At 47.1% G+C, this 24053-nt stretch carries 19 protein-coding genes and 2 pseudogenes; 14 read left to right on the top strand and 7 right to left on the bottom strand.

Going from position 1 to position 24053, the window contains the following annotated elements; translation table 11 throughout:
• Positions 1–3: 3 nt before the first annotated feature.
• Positions 4–243, bottom strand: a complete 240-nt coding sequence (locus tag ON063_RS06825) for a hypothetical protein (RefSeq protein WP_047795133.1) — start codon at positions 241–243, stop codon at positions 4–6.
• 128 nt (positions 244–371) lie between these two features.
• On the opposite strand from ON063_RS06825, the gene ON063_RS06820 reads away from it, so the two are divergent.
• On the top strand, positions 372–1226 hold the full coding sequence (locus ON063_RS06820) for an NAD-dependent epimerase/dehydratase family protein (RefSeq protein WP_274664643.1): 855 nt from the start codon (positions 372–374) through the stop codon (positions 1224–1226).
• A 39-nt stretch (positions 1227–1265) separates the two neighbouring features.
• Here ON063_RS06820 and ON063_RS06815 read toward each other — a convergent pair whose 3' ends face one another.
• Positions 1266–2243 (bottom strand): NAD(P)/FAD-dependent oxidoreductase, encoded by a 978-nt coding sequence (locus tag ON063_RS06815; RefSeq protein ID WP_074033516.1) that lies wholly within the window; start codon positions 2241–2243, stop codon positions 1266–1268.
• A 263-nt stretch (positions 2244–2506) separates the two neighbouring features.
• On the opposite strand from ON063_RS06815, the gene ON063_RS06810 reads away from it, so the two are divergent.
• From ON063_RS06810 to ON063_RS06785, 6 genes and pseudogenes are all read left to right on the top strand, one after another.
• Positions 2507–3718 carry an NAD(P)/FAD-dependent oxidoreductase gene (locus tag ON063_RS06810; RefSeq protein WP_214820519.1) on the top strand — a complete coding sequence of 404 codons (1212 nt, stop codon included), beginning with the start codon at positions 2507–2509 and terminating at the stop codon, positions 3716–3718.
• 127 nt (positions 3719–3845) lie between these two features.
• Positions 3846–4163, top strand: coding sequence for a YuiB family protein (locus ON063_RS06805; protein WP_012726819.1), 318 nt, complete (start codon positions 3846–3848; stop codon positions 4161–4163).
• 104 nt (positions 4164–4267) lie between these two features.
• Complete coding sequence (glcT, locus tag ON063_RS06800; protein ID WP_214746281.1) at positions 4268–5113, top strand: glucose PTS transporter transcription antiterminator GlcT; 846 nt, start codon at positions 4268–4270, stop codon at positions 5111–5113.
• 221 nt (positions 5114–5334) lie between these two features.
• Positions 5335–6834, top strand: a pseudogene (ptsG, locus tag ON063_RS06795) (glucose-specific PTS transporter subunit IIBC); the annotation flags it as partial.
• 137 nt (positions 6835–6971) lie between these two features.
• A complete protein-coding gene (gene ptsG, locus ON063_RS06790) occupies positions 6972–9011 on the top strand; it encodes a glucose-specific PTS transporter subunit IIBC (RefSeq protein WP_274664641.1) in 2040 nt (679 codons plus the stop codon).
• 127 nt (positions 9012–9138) lie between these two features.
• Positions 9139–9972, top strand: coding sequence for an aldo/keto reductase (locus ON063_RS06785; RefSeq protein WP_274664640.1), 834 nt, complete (start codon positions 9139–9141; stop codon positions 9970–9972).
• Positions 9973–10027: 55 nt separating this feature from the next.
• Here ON063_RS06785 and ptsP read toward each other — a convergent pair whose 3' ends face one another.
• On the bottom strand, positions 10028–11746 hold the full coding sequence (gene ptsP / locus ON063_RS06780; RefSeq protein ID WP_074033510.1) for a phosphoenolpyruvate--protein phosphotransferase: 1719 nt from the start codon (positions 11744–11746) through the stop codon (positions 10028–10030).
• A gap of 325 nt (positions 11747–12071) precedes the next feature.
• Here ptsP and ON063_RS06775 point away from each other — a divergent pair, with 325 nt between their 5' ends.
• Complete coding sequence (locus ON063_RS06775; protein ID WP_274664639.1) at positions 12072–13514, top strand: leucyl aminopeptidase; 1443 nt, start codon at positions 12072–12074, stop codon at positions 13512–13514.
• A gap of 132 nt (positions 13515–13646) precedes the next feature.
• Positions 13647–14306, top strand: coding sequence for a DUF429 domain-containing protein (locus ON063_RS06770; protein WP_274664638.1), 660 nt, complete (start codon positions 13647–13649; stop codon positions 14304–14306).
• Positions 14307–14316: 10 nt separating this feature from the next.
• Here the strand turns inward: ON063_RS06770 and ytvI are convergent, their stop codons facing one another.
• Positions 14317–15450: a sporulation integral membrane protein YtvI gene (gene ytvI, locus ON063_RS06765; protein ID WP_214874589.1), complete on the bottom strand. Its 1134-nt coding sequence runs from the start codon at positions 15448–15450 to the stop codon at positions 14317–14319.
• An 85-nt stretch (positions 15451–15535) separates the two neighbouring features.
• Here ytvI and ON063_RS06760 point away from each other — a divergent pair, with 85 nt between their 5' ends.
• Both ON063_RS06760 and ON063_RS06755 read left to right on the top strand, forming a co-directional pair.
• The gene (locus ON063_RS06760; protein ID WP_274664637.1) at positions 15536–16318 is read left to right on the top strand and encodes a MazG nucleotide pyrophosphohydrolase domain-containing protein; all 783 of its coding nucleotides are present in this window, start codon (positions 15536–15538) and stop codon (positions 16316–16318) included.
• 126 nt (positions 16319–16444) lie between these two features.
• Positions 16445–18358 carry an N-acetylmuramoyl-L-alanine amidase gene (locus ON063_RS06755; protein ID WP_274664636.1) on the top strand — a complete coding sequence of 638 codons (1914 nt, stop codon included), beginning with the start codon at positions 16445–16447 and terminating at the stop codon, positions 18356–18358.
• 86 nt (positions 18359–18444) lie between these two features.
• Here the strand turns inward: ON063_RS06755 and ON063_RS06750 are convergent, their stop codons facing one another.
• The 3 genes and pseudogenes from ON063_RS06750 to ON063_RS06740 form a co-directional block, all read right to left on the bottom strand.
• Positions 18445–19485, bottom strand: a complete 1041-nt coding sequence (locus ON063_RS06750; RefSeq protein ID WP_074033504.1) for a ribonucleotide-diphosphate reductase subunit beta — start codon at positions 19483–19485, stop codon at positions 18445–18447.
• Positions 19442–19948, bottom strand: a complete 507-nt coding sequence (locus ON063_RS06745; RefSeq protein WP_214693399.1) for a flavodoxin domain-containing protein — start codon at positions 19946–19948, stop codon at positions 19442–19444. The genes ON063_RS06750 and ON063_RS06745 overlap by 44 nt, the downstream gene beginning before the upstream one ends.
• A gap of 49 nt (positions 19949–19997) precedes the next feature.
• A pseudogene (locus ON063_RS06740) lies at positions 19998–22216 on the bottom strand (ribonucleoside-diphosphate reductase subunit alpha).
• 546 nt (positions 22217–22762) lie between these two features.
• On the opposite strand from ON063_RS06740, the gene ON063_RS06735 reads away from it, so the two are divergent.
• Genes ON063_RS06735 through ON063_RS06725 form a run of 3 tightly spaced genes read left to right on the top strand, consistent with a single transcriptional unit; the run spans position 22763 to position 24052 of the window.
• Entirely contained in the window at positions 22763–22993 is a 231-nt protein-coding gene (locus ON063_RS06735; protein WP_274664635.1) for a DUF1871 family protein, read from the top strand.
• Positions 22994–23006: 13 nt separating this feature from the next.
• Positions 23007–23255: a NifU N-terminal domain-containing protein gene (locus tag ON063_RS06730; RefSeq protein ID WP_012726804.1), complete on the top strand. Its 249-nt coding sequence runs from the start codon at positions 23007–23009 to the stop codon at positions 23253–23255.
• Positions 23252–24052 (top strand): glycosyltransferase family 2 protein, encoded by an 801-nt coding sequence (locus tag ON063_RS06725; protein WP_274664634.1) that lies wholly within the window; start codon positions 23252–23254, stop codon positions 24050–24052. The genes ON063_RS06730 and ON063_RS06725 overlap by 4 nt, the downstream gene beginning before the upstream one ends.
• Position 24053: the final 1 nt, after the last annotated feature.

The following is a 24053-nucleotide window of genomic DNA, read 5'->3' as shown; positions in this document are numbered from 1 at the left end:
TCTTTATTCTTCTTCTGTCAAAATCAAACGAATCACTTTAGCAGTGACATCGAGTTCAATATGGTGCTGCCAAGGTCGAAAGCCCGTGATTGTACACGTGTCATTCGTGATTCGGAATGAGCAGACGCTCTCTTCTTCTTGGTCGAGGACAGAATAGCGACTGAAGTCTGATAAGCTCTGATAAATCGCATATTGTGGCGGCAATTCGTAAGTCCATCCTTTTTCTAGCATGATTTGATGCATCTTCGGGTCCCCCTAACAAATCTTTACTCATAATAATAGCAAGAATACGTGTGAAAGTGGTAGATTAGTCTGTTTCTTTGAAGGGAAAATGAGTAAGGACGTCATTACAAAATGGAGGATTGAGGGGCATGAGAAAAGTATTGATATTCGGAGGATCACGCTATTTCGGGAAACGACTTGCTTTGCGACTCGCGGAGGCGGGGGATGATGTGACGATTGTGACGAGGGGGCAATTGCAAGTGCCGGAAGCTGAAGGGATTCGGTCCATTAAAGGAGACCGCCAATCGGTCGCGACGATGAAAGACTTGGCACGCGAACGGTACGACCTCGTCTACGACAATATTTGCTTTACCCCGTATCAGGCAAAAATCGCCTCGGATGCGTTCATGGACAAAGTCGGGAAATATGTATTGACGTCTACGATGTCGGTCTATGCGCCAGGACCTGACTTAAAAGAGAGCGATTTTAATCCGCTTCATTATGAATATCATCTCGAATCCGAGCACGACTACGGACAAGGGAAGCGAGAGGCGGAGTCCTACTTCTTCCACCGAGCTTCATTCCCGGTCGCGACTGTTCGCTTACCAATCGTCCTCGGACCAGATGATTATACAGATCGACTCAAATTTTATGTGGACGCGATTCGCAACGAGGAACCGATTGTGTTGCATCATCCAGAAGCGAAAATGGGCTTCATCTCGAGCGCGGAAGCAGCAGCATTTTTAGAATGGGTGGGACGTGCGAACGTGACTGGACCCTTCAACGCTGCGAGTGATGGGCTCATCTCCATGGGTGCTTTGATGGAACGAATCGGGCAACATGTCGGAAAACCGGTCCATATCATAAAAGATGGGGAGTCGTCCCCCTATGATTCGGATGTCGACTATTACATGTCGATCGCTGAAGCGAAAAAGGCGGGCTTCGTGTTCACGCAACTCGATGACTGGATTGACCGGGTCATCATTCAGACGATGCGGAAATGAAAAAATCCTCTGTGGACACGGTCCACAGAGGATTGATCATTATTTCCCGGCAAATACAGATGTCGAGTGTTGCGGATGACGTGCAGTCGGATCCACAAGTTGCTTCACTTGGTTGATGGCAATCGGTGCTTCACCGAAACCTGTCGCGATCAGCTTCACTTTTCCTTCATATGTGGCGATATCACCGCAAGCGAAGATCCCGGCAACTGTTGTTTCCATGCGTGAGTCGACACGGATGGTGTTCTTCTCAAATTCCATTCCCCAATTCTTGATTGGACCAAGAGATGACACGAATCCATAGTTACAAATCAAATCATCAATCTCAACGATTTTTGACTCGCCGTCTTTATCCGTCAATTCAACAGATTCGATATGTGTCTCACCTGAGAGTGACTCGATGTTGTACGGCGTAAGGACATTAATCGTCGATGCCTTCATTTGTTCGACCGTGTGTTCGTGAGCGCGGAAACGGTCACGGCGGTGAACGATGTGTACTTCTTTTGCGATGCCTTCGAGCATGAGTGCCCAGTCGACAGCAGAGTCGCCACCACCGGCAATCATGACGCGGCGATCACGGAATTTCTCCATGTTATCGACAAAGTAATGAAGGTTTGCGTAATCTTCGCAACCGTCAAGACCGAGTGGACGAGCCGAGAAGGCACCGTTTCCGGCAGTGATAATGACCGCTTTCGTATGGTACTCTTCTTTATTCGTCGTCAAAACGAACGTGCCGTCCTCGAGACGTTCCACCGTTTCAACCGTTTCGCCGAGACGGTAGTCTTGCTCGAATTGATCAGCCTGTGCTTTTAATTGGTCGATCAAATCCTGTGCTTTCACTTTCGGGAAACCAGCGATATCATAAATATATTTTTCAGGATAGAGCGTTGACAATTGCCCGCCGAGTTGCGGTAAACTTTCAATCAACGTCGTATCGAGTTGGCGCATGCCTGCATAAAATGCGGTGAACAATCCAACCGGACCTCCACCGATGATGATTACATCTTTCGTCGTCTTCATCGAATTCCTCCTCAAAGCGTATACATTTATTATAGAGAGTTTATTGAATTAAATCCATTCAGTACAAACATGCAACACTTTCAAAAAAAATTCAAGAAGATAAGCTTTTCCATTGAGAATTCAATTTAAAGAGCGTACAATGAAACAGAAGCAATTGTGAACAGATGTTGAACAAGAATGGGCTTTATTGTGAACATCTATGTGAAGAAACACACAACATAGTTGTTCAAAAAAACAAAACTTTAAACAAGGTGGAAATGAACATGAAACGACCTAACATTGTTATTCTTGGCGCGGGCTTTGGCGGACTCATCACAGCCGTCAACCTTCAAAAGACACTCGCTGCAGGTGACGCGAACATCACGCTCATCAACAAGCATGATTATCACTACCAAACGACTTGGCTTCACGAACCAGCTGCTGGAACGATGAACCCAGACCAAGCACGCATTTACATTAACGACATTGTGAACCCGTCACGTGTGAAACTTGTCAAAGGGATCGTCGATCGCGTCGATACTGCTGCGAAACAAGTCACGCTTGAAGATGGTTCTGTCGTCGAATACGACTACGTTGTCATCGGTCTCGGCGGTGTACCGGAAACGTTCGGTATCCCAGGCTTGAAAGAAAATGCAATGACAATCAGCTCATTGAACAGCGTTCGTAAAATTAAAGAGCACATCGAGTACTCATTCGCTCAATATAAAACAAACGGATCTTCTGACAGCTCGTTCGTAACGATTGTTGTCGGTGGTGCTGGATTCACAGGAATCGAATTCCTCGGTGAAATCGTCAACCGAATCCCAGAGCTTTGCAAACAATATGACGTTCCACGCGAAGCTGTTCGCATCGTCAACATTGAAGCAGCGCCAACGGTTCTTCCAGGTTTCGACCCAGAACTCACAACGTACGCACAGAAATGGTTGGAGCGTAACGGTGTCGAGATGAAACTCGGTAACGGAATCAAAGGTGTTGAGCCGGGTGTTGTGACATTCGGTCCACTTCAAGGTGACACGACGGAAACGATCCACGCCCACACAATCATCTGGACAGGTGGCGTAAGTGGTAGCCCGATCATCGAAAAATCAGGATTTGAAGCGGTTCGTAACCGTGTCATGGTGGAAGCGGACAACCGTGCACCAGGTCACGACAACGTCTTCATCATCGGTGACTGCTCGGCAGTCATGGACCCTGCTTCGAACCGTCCATACCCACCGACGGCACAAATCGCAACACAACAAGCGCACAACGTTGCGAAAAACATCGCGGCACTCATCAATGGCAAATCGACTTCGAAGTTCACTTACGAGAGCAAAGGAACAGTCGCTTCGCTCGGTCATAACGATGGAATCGGAATCGTCATGGGTAAAAAAATCTTCGGTCGCAACGCTTCATTCATGAAGAAAGTCATCGACAACAAACACTTCATCGAATTGAAAAAATACGGACTCGTCCTCAAAAAAGGAAAGTTCTAATTTTCGATTAACGTACAGCTCGTTCTGATTCAGAACGAGCTGTTTTCTTTCGGAATTGTCATAGGAAGTTCTTTGACCACGTCGGTTGAAATTTTGTATAATGGAGAGCGGACAAGGGGGGCATCACATGCATATTATCCAAGCAGTCATTGGGGCCGTTTTATATATGACGATTTTTTTCAGTATCGGCTTCATCTTGAATATGTTACTTAAAAAGACATGGACACTCGTGTTCATTTATCCAATTTTTGTCATCATGATGATTGATAATGTCAAACTTTCAAGTTACGTGACCGAGACGTCAACTGCACTCACGGGAATCTATGAAGGACTCGTCGGATTGCAACTTCTCGATTTGTTCATGCTCGGTTTCGGGTTGCTCGGAGCAATCTTGGCTGGCGTGACGATTCGTTTCTTACGGAAGAGCGGTTATTCAATGTTTTAAATGGCGACAGAAATGTTCGCCTTTTTTGTTTTGTCCCTACTTTTTTAGGGCATGAACCGATATACTAGATAGCGAAACGATTTTTAGTAAGGGATGCGATGCGAATGACATTACCGATGTATACGATCAAAAAAGTGTTGAATAATAGCGTTGTCATTTGTCAACATGATACGGATCCGGAAGTCATTCTACTCGGGAAGGGGATTGGCTTTGGCAAAAAACCAGGCGACCTCGTCGACCCGGCCAGCGTCCCGGAGAAAGTGTATCAACTGACAGATAAAGAAGAACAGTCGCAGTATCAAGAGCTCGTCAAACATGTCGATGAGGATTTTATTGCGTTCATGCAAGAGATTGTCGGCTTTATCGAAACGAGTACAGGTAAGAAAGTCGATGAGCACATTCATATCGGCTTGACCGACCACTTGTTCTTCACGATGAAACGAATCGAGCAAGGGATGGAAGTGACGAATCCGTTTTTACTTGAGACAGAATCACTTTATCCGAACGAATTTGCGCTCGCGGAACGGATAGTCGATATGTTCCATGAACGATTGAACGTACTCCTACCGGATGCGGAGACTGGATTCATTGCCCTCCACATTCACTCAGCGACGACGTTCAAAAATGTCCTGGAAGTGAATCGTCATAACCAAATCATCGGCCAAATCGTCCAGACGATTGAGAGTCGTTTGAACGTAAAATTGGACCGAACTTCACTCGATTATAAGCGCTTACTTCGGCACTTAAGGTACGCCGTTGAGCGGGTTGCGACGGGTGAGATGGTCGAGGCACCACAAAAAATTGAAAAGGTGTTGCGCGACGAATATCCGCTATGCTATAGTACTGCTTGGGAGCTGATGGGCATCATGGAACGCGAATTAAAGCGTCCCGTCCCACGAGGTGAAGCGACATATTTGACGATGCATCTCCAGCGCCTAACAAGTAGATAAATGATACCACGTGTCTTACGTGTTACTGATTCGATCAGGCATGAGTAAGGAGTGGAACGTTATGTGATTTCTCCGTTGGGAGAGGTCTACGTTCTATCCTTATTCATGCCTTTTCTGTTTTTATAAACGTGATTTATGAAAACGTTTAGATACGTCGGTTGTCTGACATCTACGCCGCTATCATATTGTTTATACGTACTTAAAAAAAGGAGGAAATGTTGATGTTTAAGCAGATCTTTGGTGTTCTTCAAAAAGTCGGTAAAGCACTTATGCTTCCTGTTGCGATCTTGCCGGCAGCCGGTCTTCTTCTTGCATTCGGTAACGCAATGCAAAACCCACAACTTACATCACGCGCTGGTTGGTTAACGAACGAAGGCGTCGTGAAATTCGCTCAATTGATGGAGCAAGCAGGTGGAATCATCTTCTCGAACTTGGCGCTCTTGTTCGCAGTCGGTGTTGCCATCGGTTTAGCAGGTGACGGGGTAGCCGGACTTGCAGCAATCGTAGGATTCTTGATCATGAACAAAGTAATGGGTGTTTGGCTCGAACTTACACCTGAAGTGTTAGCTCAAGGTGACCCTGCTTACGCGAACGTACTCGGTATCCCAACACTTCAAACAGGGGTATTCGGAGGGATCATCATGGGTCTTATCGCCGCATGGGCCTATAACAAGTACTTCAATATTGAATTGCCACAGTTCCTTGGTTTCTTCGCTGGTAAACGTTTCGTTCCAATCGTAACAGCAGTTGCAGCAGTCGTTGCTGGTTTCGTCATGCTTTTGATCTGGCCACCAGTACAAGATGGTTTGAACGCATTCTCAAAAATCATGTTGGAAGAAAACCGTACATTCGCAGCGTTCGTCTTCGGTTTGATCGAACGTTCATTGATTCCATTCGGTCTTCACCACATCTTCTACTCACCGTTCTGGTTTGAATTCGGTTCATACACAGATGCAGCGGGTAACGTCGTTCGTGGTGACCAAGCAATCTTCTTCGCACAAATTCGTGACGGTGCTGAATTGACAGCAGGTACGTTCATGACTGGTAAATTCCCGTTCATGATGTTCGGTCTTCCTGCAGCAGCACTCGCAATGTACCATGAAGCACGTCCAGAGCGTAAAGCGGTTGTCGGTGGTCTCTTGGCTTCTGCTGCCCTTACATCGTTCTTGACTGGTATCACAGAACCAATCGAGTTCTCATTCTTGTTCGTAGCACCGCTTCTCTTCGCAGTACACGCAGTGTTCGCAGGTCTTTCATTCATGACGATGCATATCTTGAACGTTAAGATCGGGATGACGTTCTCAGGTGGTTTGATCGACTTCTTGCTCTTCGGTGTTCTTCCAGGTCGTACGGCTTGGTGGCTCGTCATTCCAGTCGGTCTCGTGTTCGCGGTTGTTTACTACTTCGGATTCCGCTTCGTTATCCGTAAGTTCAACCTTAAAACACCAGGTCGTGAAGATGAGGTTGTTGAACAATCAACAGCTACTGGTTCGGAACTTGCACAAGATATCCTCGTTGGTCTTGGTGGCTCACAAAACATCAAGCACCTCGATGCATGTATCACACGTCTTCGTGTCGAAGTAAAAGATAAGAACCAAGTCAACAAAGATGAGTTGAAACGCCTTGGCGCATCTGGTGTCCTTGAAGTTGGTAACAACATTCAAGCAATCTTCGGACCACGTTCGGATGCATTGAAATCAGAAATCCAAGCGGTTATCGCTTCAGGTAACGAAAAGAAAGCAAACTAATCATCATCTAGACCAATCCTTCGGGGTTGGTCTTTTTCTTTTTATATGAAACGGTTTCATCCAAACGTTTGAGGGAAAAAGTAAGTATTCTGACAAAGGAGGGAACCATGATGTGGAAGAAAGTGTTTGGCGTTTTACAACGGGTCGGGAAAGCACTCATGCTTCCGGTTGCGATCTTACCGGCAGCCGGTCTTCTCTTGGCGTTTGGTACCGCATTCCAAAACCCGGACCTCGTTGAATTGCTCCCGTTTCTGGCAAATGACTCACTTGTCCTGATTTGGCAAGTCATGACAGATGCCGGGGACATCGTCTTCGCAAACTTAGGGTTACTGTTTGCCGTCGGGGTCGCAATCGGCCTGGCGAACGGGGATGGGGTTGCTGGTCTAGCAGCCATTGTCGGTTATTTGATCATGAACAAAGTCATCAGCACGTGGAACGGGATTACCGCGGAAATCGCTCAAGGCGACCCGCAGTATGCAACCGTTCTCGGTATCCCGACGCTCCAAATGGGGGTATTCGGGGGTATTATCGCAGGTCTTGTTGCAGCTTATGCGTACAACAAGTATTTCAACATCAAGTTGCCAGAGTTTTTAGGATTCTTTGCCGGGAAGCGGTTCGTCCCGATTGCGACGGCCGCATTCAGTTTGTTTATCGGGATTGCGCTCGCTTATCTGTGGCCACCGATTGGGAATGCGATTAACAACTTCTCAAGTACGGTCATCGAGGCAAACGTTGCCTTATCAGCATTCATCTTTGGATTGGTAGAACGTTCCTTGATTCCGTTCGGTCTTCACCACATCTGGTATTCTCCATTTTGGTTCCAATTCGGGGAATATACGAACCAAGCCGGTGATCTCGTTCAAGGGGACCAACGGATCTTCTTCGCACAACTACGTGACGGCGTTGAGTTCACAGCCGGTACGTACATGACCGGGAAATTCCCGTTCATGATGTTCGGGTTACCTGCAGCCTGTCTTGCCATGTATCATACCGTTTCAAAAGAGCGTCGGAAAGACGTCGAGGGTCTCTATTTCTCGGCTGCCCTTACGTCATTCTTGACAGGGATCACAGAACCAGTCGAGTTCTCATTCGTCTTCGTTGCACCACTTCTTTTCGGAATTCACGCCGTCTTTGCCGGTCTTTCCTTTATGACGATGCACTTACTAAACGTAAAAATTGGACAAACTTTCTCGGGTGGTCTCATTGACTATTTGCTCTTCGGGGTCTTACCGAACCGGACGGCCTGGTGGCTCGTCATTCCGGTCGGTCTCGTCTTTGCGGTCATCTACTACTTTGGATTCCGGTTTGCCATCACAAAATTCGACTTGAAAGTACCTGGACGTGAAACGCAGACAACGGCGAGAGGTGATCGTGCCGCAATCGGGGACGACTTGCCATATGAAGTACTCGTCGGACTCGGTGGTCCTGAAAACATTAAACACTTGGATGCTTGTATCACGCGACTTCGTGTCACCGTGAACGACGTCAAACAAGTCGACAAAGATCTCTTAAAAGATCTCGGTGCTGCTGGTGTCCTTGAAGTAGGGGATAACATTCAGGCCATCTTCGGACCGAAATCGGATACGCTTAAATCACAAATCGCGACCATCATCGAAGGTGGCGAGTATAAACCGAAAGAAAAAGTTGAAAAAGCAGTGATTACACCGGAAGCGGCTGAACAAGCCGATCATCGCTTCCTCGCTCCGATGTCGGGTGTATTGTTATCACTCGATGATGTGCCAGATCAAGTCTTCTCTGGTCGCATGATGGGAGAAGGATTTGCGATCGAACCAAGCTCAGGTCAGGTCGTTTCGCCGGTGACAGGTCAAATCACGACATTCTTCCCGACGAAACATGCAATCGGCATCTTGGCTGACGATGGACGCGAACTATTGATTCATGTCGGTCTCGATACGGTCAATCTGAAAGGGGAAGGATTCACTTCGAAAGTAGAGGAAGGTGCCCGAGTCGAAGCGGGAGATGTTCTTCTCGAAGTCGATCTCAACGCGATTCGAGATAAAGTACCATCACTCATCACACCGATCATTTGGACGAACGGAGACGGAAAAGTCGTCGTCGTACCGTTCGGTGAGACGGTCGTCGCAGGAGAAGCGCTCGACTTTAGAGCCGATGATAGAGGTCCAGAATAACCAACTCTCACACGCCGCTCCAGTAATGGGGCGGCTCTTTTTGTATAGTTACTTCAATGTGCCTTATTCCGGAAAGTGAGAATCCCCTTTATAGTGAAGAAGAATTCTCACGAAAGAAGGGGTACAAATGAATCAATCTATAGAGTTGAATCACGGTCAGAAAGTCATTCCTACCATCGGACTTGGCGTCTTTAAAGTAGAGGACGGAGATACGGTCATCGATGCCGTCGTGGAAGCGATTCGTCAAGGATACCGCCACATCGATACGGCAGCTGTTTATGAGAACGAGGAAGGTGTCGGAATCGGAATTCGAAAAGGAATGGAAATGGCGAATATTTCCCGGGATGATTTGTTCATCACCTCGAAACTTTGGAATGCCGATCAAGGGTATGACACAGCCATCGCTGCGTATGAAGCTTCACTCGAACGCCTCGGCTTAGAACAATTGGATTTGTATTTGATTCATTGGCCGGTGGAAGACAAAATTGTTGACTCTTGGCGCGCCCTTGAACAATTGTATCGTGAAGGACGTGTCGGAGCGGTCGGAGTGAGTAACTTCCAGATTCATCACCTTGAGACATTGGCTGCAAACAGTGAACTCGTTCCAGCCGTGAACCAAGTCGAGCGGCATCCGTTGCTTCGTCAAACCGAATTAGCATCGTATATGACTGAGCACGGCATCGTACCGGTTGCTTGGGCACCGCTCATGCAAGGTGGATTGTTCGAAGAACCGACGCTAGTTACAATCGCGAAAGAAGTGGAGCGTTCTGTCGCTCAAGTGATATTGCGCTGGCACCTTCAGACAGGGTGGGTCATCATTCCGAAGTCGGTCAAATCGCATCGAATCGAAGAAAACTTCAGCCTGCATGATTTTGAATTGAGTAAAGAACAAATGGAACGGATCGACGCACTCGACCAACATAAACGTGTCGGTCCAGACCCGGACGACTTCGATTTTTAAATAGTATGTAAAAAAAGTCCTTCTCTCGCTCGAGAGAAGGAAAGGACTTTTGACGTTACTTTTTAATGTCAAACTTTTCGCTAAGGAAGTTCACGACTTCTTCAGCTGTGTCCATGTTGAGGACTTCGTTGACGATCGATTCTGTTTCTGTCTTCGTCAAGCGTTTCACGAGGCTACGTGCACGGAGGACGCTTGAAGCTGACATCGAGAATTCATCGAGTCCAAGACCGAGAAGGATTGGAATCGCGAGTTCTTCTCCAGCCATCTCTCCACACATGCCGACCCATTTGCCAGCTTTGTGTGCTTCTGTGATGACGTTATGGAGAAGGTTCAAGATGGCAGGGTTGAACGGTTGGTACAAGTAAGATACTTTTTCGTTCATGCGGTCAGCCGCCATCGTGTATTGAATCAAGTCGTTTGTACCGACTGAGAAGAAGTCGACTTCTTTTGCGAATTGTTTCGCCATGACAGCTGTTGATGGAATTTCAACCATCATCCCTGTTTCGTATTGACCGACTTCGATTCCTTCTTCTTTCAACTTCGCTTCTTCTTCAAGAAGAATAGCTTTCGCTGCGCGGAACTCCTCAAGTGTCGCAATCATTGGGAACATGATCGCGAGGTTACCGTGAGCTGATGCGCGGAGAAGGGCACGAAGTTGTGTGCGGAACAAATCTGTTTCCTCGAGGCAAAGGCGAATCGCACGATAGCCGAGGAACGGGTTCATCTCTTTCGGGAGGTCGAGGTAAGACAATTCTTTGTCGCCACCGATATCGAGTGTACGGATGACAACTTGCTTGCCTTCCATACCTTCAAGAACCGTTTTGTATGCTGTGTACTGCTCTTCTTCTGTCGGGAATGTTTCAGAGTCCATGTACAAGAACTCTGTACGATAAAGACCGATTGCATCTGAACCGTTTTTCAAGACGCCTTCTAAGTCGTTTGGCGTTCCGATGTTCGCTGCAAGCTTCACTTTATGACCGTCAGCAGTGACAGACTCTTCGTTGACGAGTTGCTTCAACTCTTCTTTGTAAGCTTCGAAATCAGCACGTTTGCCTTCGTACTCTTTGACGAGGTCTTCAGAAGGGTTGACGAACACGTCACCTTCCGTACCGTCGATGATGACGAGGTCACCGTTTTTGATTTCTTCAAGGGCCACTTTCGTACCAACGACCGCTGGAATTTCGAGTGAACGTGACATGATGGCAGAGTGAGACGTACGTCCACCGATGTTTGTCGCGAACCCTTTGACGTATTTACGGTTGAGTTGTGCCGTGTCTGAAGGCGTCAAGTCTTCAGCGATGATGATCACTTCTTCTGAGATCGATGCAGGTGTCACGAATGTCACCCCAAGAATGTGTGCCAAAACACGTTTTGTCACGTCACGAACGTCAGCTGCACGTTCGCGCATGTATTCGTTGTCCATCGATTCGAAAATCATGATCATCGTCTGTGCGACTTCATCAAGTGCTTTCGCAGCGTTCATGTTTTCGCTTTCAATTTTATCGTTCACTTGCGAAACGATTTCTGGATCCTCAACGATTAAAAGGTGAGCTGAGAAAATCTCGGCTTTGTCTGGACCAAGTTCACGAAGCGTGTGCTCGCGGATTTCTTCAAGCTCCGTTTTAGATTGTGCGATTGCATCTTGGAAACGTGCCTTTTCTGCAGCGACATCTTCAATCTTGTGTGTTGGGATATCGAATGAAGGTGTCTCCATGACGAATGCTTTTGCAACTGCAATCCCTGCAGATGCACCAATACCTTTAATGTGTGACATAAGCGTAGTCCCTCTTTTCAAAGAAATAGTGTACTTTCCTGCCTCGTTACTTCATACCCGAAAAGAAAAAAGAATTAACGAGAACGAAGAAAGTTAAAGTAGCAACGGTCTACGACTAGGGGAAGCCTCGACCAGTCAAATTGGCCTCACTTCACGATGAAGAGAAGCCCGATTGCGTACTTTCTTATCCTATCATAAAATAAAACAACGTCACAACGAGGAGATAGCCCATGAATTCGAAGATTTCTTGACTCTTACGCATACTATTTCATTATTTTGGAGAAGTTCGCTATGCTTACCATATATAAAGAAGGGAAGTGGCAAGATGTATCAAATTGCTCAATTAAATTGGACAGATTCATATGACACGATGATCGTTGGAATCGGTGCGGCCGATTCAATCGACGAAGGGCTCGACACATTGTTCGGTGGACGAGTGAAAGCACTCATTCAATCAGGAGATCTTTCGACGAAAACAGGAGAAGTGACGTTATTGCCGACGTTCGCCGGGGAAACGGCACGCGTCTTGTTTGTCGGACTTGGACAACGAAACGACATCACGACAGAGAATGTACGGAACTGGTTCGGAAAAGTGGCGAAGCTCGTCCACGCGCGTGGATTAAAGGACGTTGCAGTCGCACTCGACACGTTCACAAACGACGCGGCTCGCTTTTTCGCAGAAGCATTTGAAATGGCGACGTATGCTCATCCTACATACAAGTCAGAGCCGAAACAAACGGTCGAAGAGCCAAACATCACACTTCTTGGGGATGTGTCACAAGAAGACATCGATGCAGGTGTCGCTTATGGGAAAGGGGTCAATGTCGCCCGAACGTTGACGATGATGCCGGCTAATATTTTGACAGCAGAGACGTTGGCGGATTATGCGGTAGATTTAGCGAAACGCCATGATTTCAAATACCGAGTGTTAGAAAAAGAAGAAATGGAAGGGCTCGGAATGGGTGCACTCCTCGCCGTAAACCAAGGTTCGACGATCCCGCCGAAATTGATCGTGTTGGAATATCGTGGTGCAGAGGAAGAAGCTCCGATTGCGGTTGTCGGAAAAGGCGTCACGTTCGATACAGGTGGCTATTCAATCAAGCCGAAAGACGGCATCGTCGGAATGAAAGGCGATATGGGTGGTGCGGCTACTGTCCTTGGACTATTCGAGACACTCGGACGCACACGACCAAATAAAAACGTCATCGGAATCATCGGTGCAACAGACAACATGATTTCAGGCGATGCCTTCAAGCCGGATGATGTCATCACGGCGATGAACGGCAAAACGATCGAAGTACTCAACACAGATGCGGAAGGGCGCCTCGTTCTAGCGGATGCTGTCACGTTTGCAAAAACGTATGAGCCAACAGCAATCATCGATGTGGCTACACTTACAGGTGGCGTACTCGTCGCGCTCGGTACGGACGTGACGGGATGTCTGACGAACGATGATACCCTCTATCGCTCACTCGAAGAAGCGAGTCGCGAGACGAATGAGCTCGTTTGGCAAATGCCATACTTTGATGTGTTCATCGACAAAGTGAGAAAATCAGAAGTAGCCGACTTGAACAACTCACCTGGTCGGTTCGGTCACATGATTTTCGGTGGCGCGTTTGTCGGCGAGTTTGTCGGCGATACACCGTGGCTTCACCTCGATATCGCAGGAACGAGCGAACGTGCGGCAGCGAACGACCTCGGCCCGAAAGGCCCGACTGGTGTCATGGTCCGAACGCTTGCACGGATGATTGAAACGTGGGAGCGCTAAGAGCGCTCCTCTTGATCGGTTTGGCGATTCTGTGTGGCTTTGCGTATACGGTTTGGCCGAACCGGATCTGGTTAGGATGTACAGTATTTTTCGCCGTGTTCGGCGTGTTGATGATGTTACAGGAGGTACGACATGGTAGGAGTAGGAATTGACGGCGCACGCGGAGGATGGGTGCGCATCACATACGATAGCATTTCCTTATGTTTAACGATTTCAGAGACGCTAGAGGAGTTGCTCATTGACGGCGCGATGCACTTCGTGGATATGCCGAAAGATTTAGGGACGGTCGACCATCCGGGTCGAGCATGTGACGCATGGATGCGGAGCCAACTCGTCGAGCGGAAATCGTCCGTCTTCACCCCGCCGATTCAAGAAGTGCTTCATGAAGCGACATATGAGGAAGCGAACAAACGAAGTCGATTGTTGATTGATAAAGGGATTAGCAAACAGGCTTGGCATTTGGTTCCGCGTATTCGTGAGTTTCAGCATGTGTTAGCGGAGGATGTTTATGAATCTCACCCAGAAGTATGCTTCTCGGTCATGATGGGGCATGAGGCAAGTCATTCGAAAAAGACAGTCGAAGGGCAAGATGAACGAATCGAGTTACTTCGAAAATACTCGAAAAGCACTCCGTGGAAATGGAAAATGTCGAACGTCCAAATCGATGACATTATCGATGCTTGCATCTTAGCAGTAGCCGCCTATGAAGCGGGGACGAGTGGTCTTTCGTTACACCCGGCTGAAGCAAATGAGCCGAAAGTAGCTGTACCTCAAATGAAAGAAGAGCGATGAAATGTTGATTTCATCGCTCTTTTGCTGTCGTGGCAGACGGACCGATGATGAACCGCCACATATAATGAAAAACTTTAGCGTTGTATACAGCCTTTAGTAGTACGGCGAGTACGGGACCTAAGATGAAGCCGAATACACCGAATAGTTTTAGACCGACAAAAATCGAGATGAGTGCGGCAAGCGGATTCAACCCGATGTGGGAACCAACAATCTTCGGTTCAGCCAAGTTTCGTTGAACGATGACGATGATGTATAGGACAATCAATCCGATGGCGACGAACCAATCGCCCGATACTGCGGCATAGGCGGCCCACGGAATGAGTAGTGTACCGACACCTAAATAAGGTAAAAGGTCGAAGAACCCTGCGAGTAAAGCGAATGAGAGCGGATTGTCGACTCGGAGAATGAACATACCGACCAGTACGATTCCGAAGGTGATGGAAATGAGCGTCAGTTGTGCTCGAACGTAACCGAATAAAGCGGACTTCAGGTTGATCATGACTTCCTCGAACTCTTTAAAACCTTTGCGTTTATTCAGGCGATTTAGAGACGTCACGTATGAGGGCCAGTCTTTTGTAATAAAGAACCAGGCGAGCACAATGACGACGACAAGCAGCAGGACGAGTGGGAGTGCTGCCAACATGCCTTGTAGGACACTTGCCACACCACGGGATAAAACACCGATTGCGGCCGCGAGTTGGACACCGAGCTCTGTGATGCCGCCTTCTAATGAAGTCGTCTGTCCAGGATTCAATTGTTGATAGCTCTCGTACGCATCGTTGACGAGTGGTGCAATCTTTTCGTTGAACAAGCGCTGGACATATTCAGTGAACGTTTGGATTTGTTCAGGAAGTCGCTCCGCTGCGATTGTCGCATAATGAATCAATTGGATGATGACGATGGTGATGATGCCGACGACGATACTGAGGACGATCAACAACGAGATTAGTGTCCCGAGCGCACGCGGCATGTTGGTTTTTCGTTCGAAAAAATTGACGAGTGGAACGGTCAAGAGAGATAAGAGTAGGGCAAATACGAAAGGATACGTATATTCGAAGAGGATGTTCAGTACCCATGTAATCAAAAATAAGCCGATTACGACAAGTACGAACCGAAGCAGTTGCCAAAGTCTTACCGAAGACATGAAAAACCCACCCTTTCCGGACAGTTAGATTGAGCATAGTATATCATGTAGACGGTAAATAAAGCAGAAAGATAGGTGAATGAACATGAGAGAGATTCAACAAAAAATTGATACGATGATTCTTCATTTGGGAGGTTACTGGAGACCGTTATCGGGGCTGGCACGATTATTAGAAGAAGTAGGAGAAGTCGGAGGGGCGATGCGGAGAGGATCAGCGGAGGAGCTAAAAGAAGAACTGCTCGATGTGCTCGTCATTTCCACGTGTCTCGCGAACCAGTATGCCATCTCACTTCAACAACAAGAAGCGGATGTAAGAGAAGTGACGAGAGAACAGTTATATTTTCAAATCGTAGAAGAGGCCGGCGAAGTGGCGAGGATATTGAATGCTTACGAAGGAGATAAAAAGCTGAAGCCAAATCGCCAAGGAGAGTCGTTACAGCTGCATATCGAGCAATTACAACGTGCTGTAATTTCTTTAGGGGAACAGTGCAACTATGAATTGTTTGACTCATTGTATGCATTAATTGATGAAAAATCGACCCGTGACTTTGGGCGTTTCGATCATACACCGGATCCGATTACGGAAACTTCCGTCAGAACCTACGTCACGTATCAGCCTGGACGCTATTGGGGTGGGATTGATCCTAAACCTTTTGAGCGGTTTGACCGATATATGAAGAGAGAGAAACACGTGGAACGTTTTTTGAAAATTGCTCATATTGAGGGGCTTGATGGATTTGTGATTCAACAATCAAAAGATGGTCTTTTATATGAGGATGGTTATGAATATCGGATTCCTGAAACCTTTCATATTGTAGAAGAAACTTACGAAAATCATCAATTTTTAGTCATCAAACCCCAACAATAAAAACATTTACCTTTTTATCAAAAACATTCATCTTTTTTTCAAATATTTACTTTTTTTAAAAAAGCATTATGCTAATATGAAGTTGTTGTTAGTAGGAAATGCCGCTAGAAGAAAGGAATATTTTGGATGAAAATGAAGCTTGTAAAAATCGCACTCATCTTAACGGTTCTCTTATTTGGAATGCAACTTCCTTCAGTTGAAGCCGCAACGTACGATGGGGAGACGACTGTGAATTTGAATATTCGTTCAACACCAAGTTTGAGCGGGACAGTCGTCAAGACATTGCCGAAAGGCACGAAAGTGAAATACGGGACGTATAATCAGTCCTGGCATAAAGTGTATGTCGATAGTCGTACATATTATGCATCGGCTCAATACATCCGCAAACTTTCTTCTCCTTCGAGTTCGTTGACGACTCAGTCAGCAACTTCAACAGGTGTGACAACCGAAAACTTAAACATCCGTGTCACATCACATCGTGCAGCCAGCATTGTCACGACGTTGAAAAAAGGGACAGAAGTCAAGTATGCCGTTCATAACTCTTCATGGGCGAAAGTCTATTTGAACGGAAAGACATACTATGCTGCGAAGATGTACATTGCACCAAAATTGACAGATGCAACAGTGAACCGAACGGAAGGTTACGCAAACCGTGAAATGAAACTGTTTGCGATGCGGAGTCAAAGTTCAGCTGTGCAGAAGGTGTTACCGAAACATACAGTCGTCACTTCGAGCAAATACAACTCGAGCTGGTCGACCGTGTATATCGGAAACGCGACATACTATACGCCGACAGCGTGGATTACGCCTGGATCGCTCAAACCACAGATTGTCAAAGAGAATGGATACGCAAACCGAGAATTAAAACTTTTCGTGATGCGAAGCCAAAGTTCTAGCGTAGCGAAAGTATTGCCAATCAATACTGCAGTCGTTTCAAGTAAGTACAATTCAAGTTGGTCGACCGTATATATCGGGAATGCGACATATTATACACCGACAGCTTGGATCTCAACTTCTAAAACGGAAACACAACCACCTACAACAACGGAACCAAACGACGGATTGACTCAAGGCTATGCCAACCGAAACGTCAACTTGTTCGGAAGAACGCACCAAAGTTCGCCAGTTCAACTTGTGCTTCCGAAATACACAGCTGTATCATACAAATCGTATAATGCAAGCTGGTCGACGGTTCACATCGGGTCGAAAGTCTACTACACGGCAAGCTCATGGTTGACTGCTGGAAAAGCTCCGGCTGCGCCTGAAGCGGCACCAAAAGGAACGGTATATATTAACACGCCAGGTGATGTATTGAATGTCCGTTCTCAAGCGAGCCTTGACTCAAGCGTAGTAGGAAAACTCGATCACGGCACGGCTGTTGCCTACTATGCAACGGTAAACGGTTTCCACAAGATTAAGTACAACGGAAAAGACGCTTACGTTTCTTCAGGATTCGTCTCATCGTCGAAACCGAGTGAATCTTCTGGAGCTGTCATCGTTCTTGATCCTGGACATGGTGGGAAAGACCCAGGGGCACTGAACGGTTCGCTCTACGAAAAGACGATTGTATTAGATGTATCACAACGTGTAGAAGCTTATCTTCGTTCGAAATACGGGTATACAGTTCGTCTAACACGTTCGACAGACGTTTACTTGACACTTGATCAACGTGTCGCTGCAGCGAAGTCGTTGCGTGGTGACTTGTTCGTCAGTATGCACGTCAACGCAGCAGGTTCATCAGCAGCAAAAGGATTGGAAACATTCTATTCGACACGTTCGGCTCACAGTGCACGTAGTAGCGTGTTGGCTTCGAACATTCAAAGTAACCTAGTCGGGAAGATGAGTGGGATGTCAAACCGAGGTGTGAAGACGGCAAACTATTACGTCATCACGTATAATACGATGCCATCGGCTCTCGTTGAGCTCGGATTCATTTCTTCTCCAACGGATTTGACGTATCTTCGGAGTGACGCATCTCGCCAGCGTATGGCAGAGGGTGTTGCGGAAGGAATCGCTAAATACGTACAAACCTATCATTGATTCGAAAAACCTTAGACGAACGTGTCTAAGGTTTTTTGATGCATCAAAAAAACCGAACCATGTAAAGGTTCGGTTGATCGCGTATCTTACAAGTCGTCGAAACCGTTCGCGTCTGTCACTTTCGCATACGAACGCGATTTTTGTTCGAAGAAATCAGATTTTGTTGCGTTGAGCGAGTCGTCTGAGTATGCACGGATCCAAGGCATGACATCTTCGTCATATCCTTCGTACAAGTCGTTCAGACCGATTACACGTAAGCGTTTGTTTGCCAAGTATTTGACGTAGTCACGCATCTCACTGACGTCGAGTCCATCGAGGTCGCGAAGGACGTATTCACACCACTCAATCTCAAGGTCGACGGCCTCTGCCATTGTATCGTATACGAATTGGCTGAACTGTCCGTCCGCATCGATCTTTGGATTTTCAGTCAAGACGGCACGGAGCAACTGGCTGATGAAGTAAGAATGTTGCATCTCGTCACGCTGAATATAACTGATCATCGTTGACGTCCCGACCATTTTTTGATGACGGGCCAAGTTATAGAAATAGGCGAAGCCAGAATAGAAGTTAATGCCTTCCAAAATGACCGAGGCTACAAGTGATTTTGCGAAATTCTCTGCGTTTGGCGTGTCGCGGAATTCTTCATATAAGTCCAGGATGAATTGGTTACGTTTCATGACCATCTCGTCGTCTTTTGCAATATCAAAGATGCGATTTTGTTCAGCGAGTGGGACAAGGCTTGATAAAACGTAACTATACGATTGATTGTGTACGACTTCCTGTTGCGCGATGACGGCAAGTACGGCGTGCACGGATGAGTCTGACGAGAACATTGACGACTCGAGGATATATCGTGTCTGGACAGAGTCGAGAATTGATAACAGCCCGATGATTCGCTTGAACGCATCTTGTTCACGTTCAGTTAGTTGCGGCCACTGTTGCATGTCTTTCGACATCGAAATCTCATCTGGGATCCAAAAGTTTGAAAGCAACTGCTTATAAATCGTATAAAACTGAGGATATGCGATATCGTTCCAGTTCACGATTGAGCTTGTTTCGCCACCGATGATGGCGGTTGCCCGGTTAGGATGTTTGGGCGACAATAATTTGATTTTCTGAATCGACATGGTGCATGACTCCTTCTTCTACATTCTGAGCCATCCGTTCAGCCCAGTGCTGGACGTTGAACGGTTGGTTACGAGGCGACTGCTCGATTTTAAGCAGTTCACCGGCGAGTGGGATTCCGTATTTTGAAAGGTGGTACGCCATCTCATCGACCGCTCGACAGAAATGAACAAACATTTTGTCACCCGTTCCGAATACGGCTGCCTGACGAATCGGTACATTCAATTCTTTTAGCACGAGACGGAACGTGTCCTTCATTTCATCCGGCAAGATGCCATCTGCCCATGTGTAAGACCCGAAGTAGACGAGGTCACACGATGCGAGAGACTGGGCTTCCCGATATCCGACCCGATCCGCGTCGTAGCGGACAACGTGGTCACCACGATGATGGTGGGTCGACTCGATGAGCGTCGCCACTTCTTCTGTGTTTCCGCTCATCGAATGACAAATGATTGCAATGTTCATGTCGTTAACCACCTTTCACTAAAAACGGACTAATGATGAATCAAACAAGTTATGAGGCACAAGACTCACATTCATCTACTTCAACGGTCGTTGAACGTGTGTAATAAATCGATTTCATACCGAGAGACCAAGCTTCTAAGTGCATCGCGAGAAGCTCTGTCGCTTTCACGTCGTTCTTCACGTACAAGTTGAAGCTGATTGCTTGGTCGATGTGACGTTGGCGCGATGCGTTTTGACGGATGCTCCATAGTTGATCGACTTCGAAAGCTGATTTATAGAACCAGTTCGTCTCAGGTGTCAAATCTGGCACCGTGACCGGAATCTTATAGTTCTTCTTCTCTTCTGAGTAGACTTTTTTATAGACCGGGTCAATCGAAGCAGTACTACCCGCGATGATAGCAGTCGACGAGTTCGGTGCAACCGCCATCATATAGGCGTTACGGACACCGTTTTGGTGGACGGCTTCTGCGAGACCATCCCAATCCAAATCATCGTGCGAGCGATAGTTTCGGCGTTTGAAGTATTCCCCTGTATGCCATTCCGATCCTTCGAAGACGCCGAACGCGCCTTTCTCCTTCGCGAGTTCCATCGAAGCTTGAATCGTGAGGTAAGCAATCTTCTCATAAAGTTTCTCTGCGTATTGCACGGCGTCGACCGATTCCCAGCGGATTCCTTCGAGGGCGAGTAGATGATGCCATCCGAATGTGCCGAGACCGACCGCACGATACTTCTGGTTCGTGATCATCGCTTGTGGCACTTCAATAGTGTTCAAGTCGATGACGTTGTCGAGCATACGCATTTGAATCGGGATGAGGCGTTCGAGCACGTCCGCTTTCACCGCGCGGGCGAGTGCGATTGAGCTCAAGTTACAGACGACGAAATCACCTGGTGTTTTCGTGATAACGATTTTTCCGTCTTGTGTGTACTCTTCTTCAATCGTCGTTGCCGACATGTTTTGTGCAATCTCTGAACAGAGGTTCGAGCTATAGATCATACCGGCGTGTTTGTTTGGGTTTGCCCGGTTCACGGCGTCACGGAAGAACATGTACGGCGTACCTGTCTCAAGCTGTGAGCGCATATAACGCTTCACGAGGTCGATGGCAGGTACGGTCACGCGAGACAATTCCGGTGTATTGACGCACTCCATGTATTTTTCGGTGAAGCTACCACCGTTCTCTGTCTCGTCAAAGTAGTCCTCAAGACTATATCCCATCACCGTGCGAATCTCATGCGGGTCGAACAAATGCCATTCACCGCGTGCCTCGACCGTACGCATGAAGAGGTCCGGTAAACAGACTCCTGTGAACAAGTCATGTGTCCGTAGACGCTCATCCCCGTTGTTCAACTTCGCATCTAAGAATTCGAAGATATCTTTATGCCAGATGTCGAGATATACGGCGATTGAACCTTGGCGCATGCCGAGTTGGTCGACAGAGACGGCCGTGTTATTCAATTGTTTCATCCAAGGAAGGGCACCACTCGAGACGCCTTTGAATCCTTTGATGTCACTTCCGCGTGAGCGGACCCGCCGCCACCTTTTGAAAGTGTCGCCACGTCGGTGTTGGAATCGTAGATGCCGCGAAGCGAGTCGTCGACTGTGTCGATAAAACAAGAGCTGAGCTGACCATATGACTTACCAGCGTTCGATAACGTCGGTGTTGCGACGGTCATATAGAGGTTTGAGAGCGCCCAGTACGCTTCTTCGACGAGTTTGAGGCGTGTTTTCTCATCCTCTTTTTGCATGAGAGTCATCGCGATGACCATAAAGCGCTCTTGTGGAAGCTCATATAAGTTTTTCACATGGTCGCGGCCGAGGTAACGGTCCGATAACGTGCGAAGACCGATATAGGTGAAGAGACGGTCGCGAGACGGGTCAATCAATGTCTCGAGGTGGTCCATATCTTCTTTTGAATACGTATCAATTAGTGCTGAAGTGAAAATGCGTTTTGATGTCAACGTCTCGATCAAGTGATGGAAGTTGCCGTAGCGCATCGATGCATCATAGCCGCGATTGCGTGCCGCCTCAAGATAGAGACGGTTCAAATACATCTCAGTCGCCACGAACGTCCAGTCCGGTTCTTCGGCTTTCAACATATCGAGCGCATGCATCGTCAATAAGTCATATACTACATCTTGTGTCAGCGTCTTCGTCTCGAGCGCCCGAATCGCGCGTTCCTCGTAACGCTGTACACTTAAATGAGGATACCGTGTTTGGATAGATTGAATAAGAGAAGAGACATCAGCAAGCGTTGGTGCCGCTGGTAGCATCGTCTCGTGATGGATAGGGGATGTCAAAATCGATCACTCCTTTAATAGATGTAGACGTTATGAAAGTATAATAAGAACTTCCTAACCTGTCACAACAATGTGTCAACGACCAAAATAGCTGTTAACTATATATTGACACATTTTTATCTTTTTAATCATAAAACACCTATATTTAGTTTTTCAATCCTTGACATTCTTGAATGTGCAGGTCGGTGTTTTGCTTTTGTTCGAAAAGGGCTTCATGACCCAATTTGAGACAGAGAAATGAGATGAAAAATTTTTATGAATTCTAATTGCACAGTTCTTCACAGAAAAATGAATTCGATTTCATCTTCGAAGAAGGGGTGTTTGAACCTCTATACAGGCACGAATGTATTGTATTTGACGTTGATCATCAGAATACCTGCATGAATCGATCAATACTAGATATAGTGTTTCGTCAAATCGTGACGAATGAATCCATTTGTCAAGGCTGGTATCCGAACAAAAAGTAAGGTAGATTGATGAGGTAGGACATGGATTTCAACGAAAAGAAGGGTTTAACAAGTGCGTACAGAAGACTTATTATTAACATGGGACCCGCTCGGTTATGGAACAGGTTCATACGGACCAGAGTTCGATGAGGTGATGATGGCATTAACCTATGTCGAATCTTCAGAACAATTGACCGAGGTGATTCGCCGCACGCTTCTTGAGGCGTTCGATGAGTGTCCCCCTGAAGAAGAAATCATGAAGATGGCGCAGCAACTATTCGTGTCGTCATCTTGCCAACTATAAGGAGGAAGAATTAATGTTACGAATTGATCCAACACCAAACCCGAATGCTATGAAAGTCACACTTCCAGAAAACGTATTCGGCGCAAAAAGCCAAAGTGTGAAAGCAGGAGAAGCGACAGATCAGCCGCTCCTTGCGAAACTTGTCGAGATTGAAGGTGTCGAGAGTGTATTCGCATACGGCGATTTCGTAACCGTTTCAAAAGAGAATGGCGTGAGTTGGGAAGCAATCCTTCCACACGTTGAGACGGCATATCGCGGATGAACCCGACTGTCTCGATCGTCATTCCAGCGTATAAGCGCGAAACGGAATTGACGGAGCTGCTTGAAAGCTTAACGGTCCAAACGTTTCAGCAGTTCGAAGTCTTGGTCATGAATAATGAAGGGCCGCCAAAACAGCATATTTTGGCGCCTTTTTTGAATCAATTGGATGTGCGTGTCATTGAAGTCGGGGAGAACCATCACGTCCGTGCGCGGAATCGTGGCGTACTCGAAGCGAAAGGGGACGTCATCTTACTGTTAGACGATGATGATTTGCTCATGCCGACTCACATCGAGGACGGTTTGCACGATCTTCAAGAAGCGGACTTCGTCTATACGGATGCCGAGCTATTCCGTTTTATATGGGAAGGCGATCGTCGAGTAGTGACGGAATGGGAACCGTTCGCATATGACTTCGACCGTGAGCGAATGCGAAAGGACTCGACGTTCATCCCGTCCGGTACGATGTATCGCAAATCAATCCATGACACAATCGGTCTCTTCGATGAAGACGTCTATAATTATTGGGACTGGGATTTCTTCTTGAGGGTCATGGAGACGTTCACCGTGTCCCACCCCGCTCGAGCAACGGTTCTCTACGCATTCAACGGGACGGACAACTTATCAGCGAAACAAGACGAAACGAGACGTCGTTACTTTGACCGCTTTTGTCAGAAGCATGGACTGACAGACATGGGGATGAAGAATTTCCATATGGTCCAAGAGGAACGACGTCCATATGTGAGGCAGACAGAGAGAACGTTCACAGGCGTGTTACCTGGTCGGACGGAAGGAGAATAAG

Origin of the sequence: Exiguobacterium sp. B2(2022), from assembly GCF_028823655.1 — a bacterium.
GTDB lineage: Bacteria > Bacillota > Bacilli > Exiguobacteriales > Exiguobacteriaceae > Exiguobacterium > Exiguobacterium aestuarii_A.
Note: the sequence above shows the minus strand (reverse complement) of the source record. Positions and strands in the feature narration are given on the sequence as shown.

Excerpts from the sequence above, each read along its gene's own strand:
- ON063_RS06815 (WP_074033516.1), bottom strand. The coding sequence starts at position 2,243 with ATGAAGACGACGAAAGATGTAATCATCATCGGTGGAGGTCCGGTTGGA.
- ytvI (WP_214874589.1), bottom strand. The coding sequence starts at position 15,450 with ATGTCTTCGGTAAGACTTTGGCAACTGCTTCGGTTCGTACTTGTCGTA.
- glcT (WP_214746281.1), top strand. The coding sequence starts at position 4,268 with ATGACATTACCGATGTATACGATCAAAAAAGTGTTGAATAATAGCGTT.
- ON063_RS06755 (WP_274664636.1), top strand. The coding sequence starts at position 16,445 with ATGAAAATGAAGCTTGTAAAAATCGCACTCATCTTAACGGTTCTCTTA.
- ON063_RS06825 (WP_047795133.1), bottom strand. The coding sequence starts at position 243 with ATGCATCAAATCATGCTAGAAAAAGGATGGACTTACGAATTGCCGCCA.
- ON063_RS06730 (WP_012726804.1), top strand. The coding sequence starts at position 23,007 with ATGTTACGAATTGATCCAACACCAAACCCGAATGCTATGAAAGTCACA.
- ON063_RS06750 (WP_074033504.1), bottom strand. The coding sequence starts at position 19,485 with ATGTCGATTCAGAAAATCAAATTATTGTCGCCCAAACATCCTAACCGG.
- ON063_RS06770 (WP_274664638.1), top strand. The coding sequence starts at position 13,647 with ATGGTAGGAGTAGGAATTGACGGCGCACGCGGAGGATGGGTGCGCATC.
- ON063_RS06810 (WP_214820519.1), top strand. The coding sequence starts at position 2,507 with ATGAAACGACCTAACATTGTTATTCTTGGCGCGGGCTTTGGCGGACTC.
- ON063_RS06775 (WP_274664639.1), top strand. The coding sequence starts at position 12,072 with ATGTATCAAATTGCTCAATTAAATTGGACAGATTCATATGACACGATG.
- ptsP (WP_074033510.1), bottom strand. The coding sequence starts at position 11,746 with ATGTCACACATTAAAGGTATTGGTGCATCTGCAGGGATTGCAGTTGCA.
- ptsG (WP_274664641.1), top strand. The coding sequence starts at position 6,972 with ATGTGGAAGAAAGTGTTTGGCGTTTTACAACGGGTCGGGAAAGCACTC.
- ON063_RS06805 (WP_012726819.1), top strand. The coding sequence starts at position 3,846 with ATGCATATTATCCAAGCAGTCATTGGGGCCGTTTTATATATGACGATT.
- ON063_RS06745 (WP_214693399.1), bottom strand. The coding sequence starts at position 19,948 with ATGAACATTGCAATCATTTGTCATTCGATGAGCGGAAACACAGAAGAA.
- ON063_RS06725 (WP_274664634.1), top strand. The coding sequence starts at position 23,252 with ATGAACCCGACTGTCTCGATCGTCATTCCAGCGTATAAGCGCGAAACG.
- ON063_RS06785 (WP_274664640.1), top strand. The coding sequence starts at position 9,139 with ATGAATCAATCTATAGAGTTGAATCACGGTCAGAAAGTCATTCCTACC.
- ON063_RS06760 (WP_274664637.1), top strand. The coding sequence starts at position 15,536 with ATGAGAGAGATTCAACAAAAAATTGATACGATGATTCTTCATTTGGGA.
- ON063_RS06820 (WP_274664643.1), top strand. The coding sequence starts at position 372 with ATGAGAAAAGTATTGATATTCGGAGGATCACGCTATTTCGGGAAACGA.